This is a genomic window from Spirosoma sp. (genome assembly GCF_048594605.1).
Lineage (GTDB): Bacteria > Bacteroidota > Bacteroidia > Cytophagales > Spirosomataceae > Spirosoma.
Window position 1 is genome coordinate 1 of sequence record NZ_JBMDWV010000074.1, and the last position, 3,681, is coordinate 3,681.

3 protein-coding genes are annotated in these 3,681 nt (G+C 48.1%); 2 read left to right on the forward strand and 1 reads right to left on the reverse strand.

Annotated features, from left to right (window positions below):
• A partial coding sequence (locus ACOJS8_RS04330) for a sensor histidine kinase (RefSeq protein ID WP_420147303.1) occupies positions 1-788 on the forward strand: 788 nt, incomplete at its 5' end.
• A 38-nt stretch (positions 789-826) separates the two neighbouring features.
• On the opposite strand, the gene ACOJS8_RS04335 is transcribed toward ACOJS8_RS04330, so the two are convergent.
• Entirely contained in the window at positions 827-1,477 is a 651-nt protein-coding gene (locus ACOJS8_RS04335) for a LuxR C-terminal-related transcriptional regulator (protein WP_420147304.1), read from the reverse strand.
• A gap of 283 nt (positions 1,478-1,760) precedes the next feature.
• On the opposite strand from ACOJS8_RS04335, the gene ACOJS8_RS04340 reads away from it, so the two are divergent.
• Positions 1,761-3,623, forward strand: a complete 1,863-nt coding sequence (locus tag ACOJS8_RS04340; protein WP_420147305.1) for a hypothetical protein — start codon at positions 1,761-1,763, stop codon at positions 3,621-3,623.
• Positions 3,624-3,681: the final 58 nt, after the last annotated feature.

Genomic DNA, 3,681 nt, shown 5'->3' on the forward strand with positions numbered 1-3,681 from the left:
TTAGAGAAAGCGAACGATGGATCGCCTTTTTTATCATTTTAAGTATTACCCTGCTTGTTCTTATTCTCCTCATCAGGTATCTGAACACCAAGGCGAAGACCGATCGACTGGTTCAGCAAATTGAAGAGATAACCGAATTACAGCTCGCTCAGATAGAGGAAGTGCAGCTACTTGAACGCAAACGGATCGGTCAGGAACTTCACGATGACCTCACTGCTTCCATTGCGATGGCCACCCGTTACCTGATACTAAAGGCTGATCAGAGCAACGACACGTCAGATAAGAACCAGACTATGCAGGTAGTGAAAACTTTGGAAGAAAGCTACAACTTAACCCGGATGAAATCGCACCGATTATTTCAGGAGGATAACGCCCGGCAGTTCTGTGACCGATTAGCAGCAGAAACGGAATTATTATTTGTAGGTACGCGTATCCAGTTTACGTTTACAGGAGAAATCAGTGGGCTTATTCTTTCGGCAGAGTTTAAAACCACATTGGTAATGGTCATAAAGGAGGCTATGACCAATATTATCAAGCATGCCAATGCTTCGCAGGCCAGTATTGTTCTTTATTACGATCAGGAATCACTGATTCTGGAAATCAGCGACAACGGCAAGGGAATTGCAACAGACCGGTTTGAGAAAGGAATTGGCCTGAAAACCGTTCAAAACCGGATTATGTCAGTAGGAGGAACGTTGACGATCCATTCGGCGAAACCAACGGGTACTACGCTGGAGATTCGCATTCCGCTTCCATCTGAAGCTACACATTTGTTTGATGACCAATAAAATAGGGCCCTTCGATGCAGTAAAGGCACGTAGCGTTTCTATTGCCAAACTATGCCAGCCTGGATACTATGAGCAACAAGTTGGGTAAAGGAATGAAAGCCAGATTTTGCAAGCAGATTTCGCCTGTGCGTGACCACAGTAGCCTTACTCAAATTTAATTCGTCGGCAATCTCTACAATATTTTTCCCCCTGGCCGACAGAGCGAGCACTTCCAATTCACGAGGAGTATAATCAGGCTGATTCATTTCCGTCGATTGCTCGCTTAACAGATTTTTTACGCTAACCGACAGATAAGCCTCTTTTTTGGATATTGTAGCTAAACAGGCGATAATCTCTTCGACTCCATCCATTTTACTGATAAAACCGTCCACTTTGTACGATAATATCTTGGCAATAAGGCTTGCATTTGTTACCGAACTTACGACAATAATTCGAGCTGTTGGACAGAACCGATGGACATCGAAAATGACATGGATTGGATTGCTATTGGGCATGAAGTAATCCATAAACAAATTGACATCTTTCAGCGGCTGCTTCAATAGAAATGCATTAAGATCCTCCGGTTTTGTAAATGTGTGAACTTCCAGAAACAAGCCCATTCGCTCCAACATCAACGCGAAGGTTTGAGCAAACAACTCATGATCATCTAATACAATAGCGATCTTCTGTTTTGTAACGTTGTAACTCATATAGAAACTACAATAACTAGTTCAAACTTAAGTAACAAACTGACTCATTCTAAATAACTAACCAATTGCAAAGCTACCAATAAAGCGCTCATATGATACTAACTACCCTTTTCTAGGTATATATCCATGTAAAATAGCACCAAGTAGGTATTTCAGCGCTGAATTGCCTCGCCGAAATTTGCTGCATACAAAGAACACAAAAAATATGCAGTTGGATATCTACTTTACACCTAACAAGAAAAGGCACTCCTATGTAATCCATCAGCTATTTCTGATGGTTTTCATGGCTGTTGCTTTCAGCAGCGTAGGCCTTGCCCAGCCTGCAGCCTGCAACGAACCCGCAACGTACAATTATGTCAGTGTTGCAAACGGCAGCTGGACCGCAGGAAGTACCTGGGCAGGCGGCTCAGCCCCTCCAGTCACCGTTTCGGGGTCGACCAGAATTCTAATTACACATAGCGTCAGTTACGCATCTGCAGAACTGATATTCCAGTCCACTGCGGTTGTTACTGTAAAAAACGGGGGTCATCTTGATGCGAAGCAAATCCAGTTGGAAGGAAGTTCCAGGCTTATTGTTGACCATGCTACTATTACCGCTAATGCGGGGAACCTTGGAGTAAAAGCCAGTAGTTTCTTTTGTGCTAAATACGCCTGCATCAACGTTGGTGAGAATTTGCAAATTGCTGATGCCACTGCAGGAGCTTATTTTCAATCAAGTGGTGCGCGTATTGGCTATAATACTAGCGGCAATTTCCAAAGCGTAGGTACAATCACCGGTAGTGATTTACGGATTTGGCTTCCCAATGGTAATCTTCAAAAAGACGGAGGCACCTGGGATGGTGGAATGATAAGCGCTTATCGAGTCAGTCAAAATATTCAGGGTTTTTCAGGAACTAATGCCATTGAGGTCAGCGAAACAGGCACTGATGCGGCTATTGAGTCAGTCATCACTCCCTGCGACGATGTATTTACTATCACCGTATCGGGGTTAGTGTGGCATGATGCCGATGGCAACCTGGCTCAGAACGGGTCAGAACCAGGCACCAACGCCGGTGGCCCCCTCTACGTCAACCTCGTCGATGCCACCAACACCGTCCTGGCCTCCACCCTCGTCTCTGCTTCAGGCACTTACAGCCTCACCAACGTACCGGCCAGCACCACCGGCCTCAAGCTGGTGCTGACCAGCTCGGCCTCCTCCACTACGCCCGGCACTCTGCCCACCAACTGGGTCAACACCGGCGAGCCAGCCAGCGTGGGTAACGGAGCCACCCAATCTGCTACCCTAGGCCTGATCGAGCTGACCACCGCCACCACACCCATCACCAGTCAGAACTTCGGCATTGAGCCACGGCCTCTGCCCGGTAGTGGCTCAGTAACGGTCGCTAACCCAGGCGGCACCAGCCCGGTGAGTGTGCCGCCTACGGCCTTCACCAACACCACCCCCAGCACCGACACGGCGCCAGGCAGTGTGACAGCCATACGCGTCACGAGCTTCCCCACCAATCTCACCAGCCTGACCATCAATGGGGCGGTATACACGGCCGCTACTTTCCCGCCAGCAGGGGTGGTGGTGCCCACCAACGCTACAGGGGCGCCCACGGTCCCGATAGAAGTCGACCCCACCAATGACAGCAGTCCGGTGGTGTTCACCTTCACCGCTATTGACAACGCAGGCAAGGAATCAATCCCAACCGGCACCGCGACTATTAATTTCGTTGCTCCAGACCTAAGCCCTGTGATTTATGCTCGCCCCTCGACTACCTACAATACAAAGCCCATCAACGTAGTGGTAGAGGTTTATGAATTAAACAACGCTGCTACTTCGGGACTCATTACTGTGCTGCTCGCTAAGGATACCAAAGTAAATCTGAGTTTTACCTCAGAAGCGAACAATGTAGGTGGTCAAACAGTCAACAATAGTGTGTGGAGCTTTGATCCGGTTTCAAACCTAGACTACTACGTGCTGACGACTAATGAGGTAGTCGGGGCTGGCAACCTGTTAGCATTTGGCTTGAGTGGAACGTTAACTCCCGGAGCGACCAGCGGTACGCTCACCTTCACTACGGTGATTGCCCCAGGCAGCGGGGGAGAGGTGAGAATCACCAACAATACCGATGCCGATAAGATCGACTTCTTCCAGCAATAAGCATCCGTTATTAGGTTTCTCCGCTAACGTTAGCGGAGAAACCTAATAACGGATGCTT

Bases quoted from the DNA above. Each gene is read 5' to 3' on its own strand.
- ACOJS8_RS04335 (WP_420147304.1), bottom strand. From the start codon at position 1,477: ATGAGTTACAACGTTACAAAACAGAAGATCGCTATTGTATTAGATGAT.
- ACOJS8_RS04340 (WP_420147305.1), top strand. From the start codon at position 1,761: ATGGCTGTTGCTTTCAGCAGCGTAGGCCTTGCCCAGCCTGCAGCCTGC.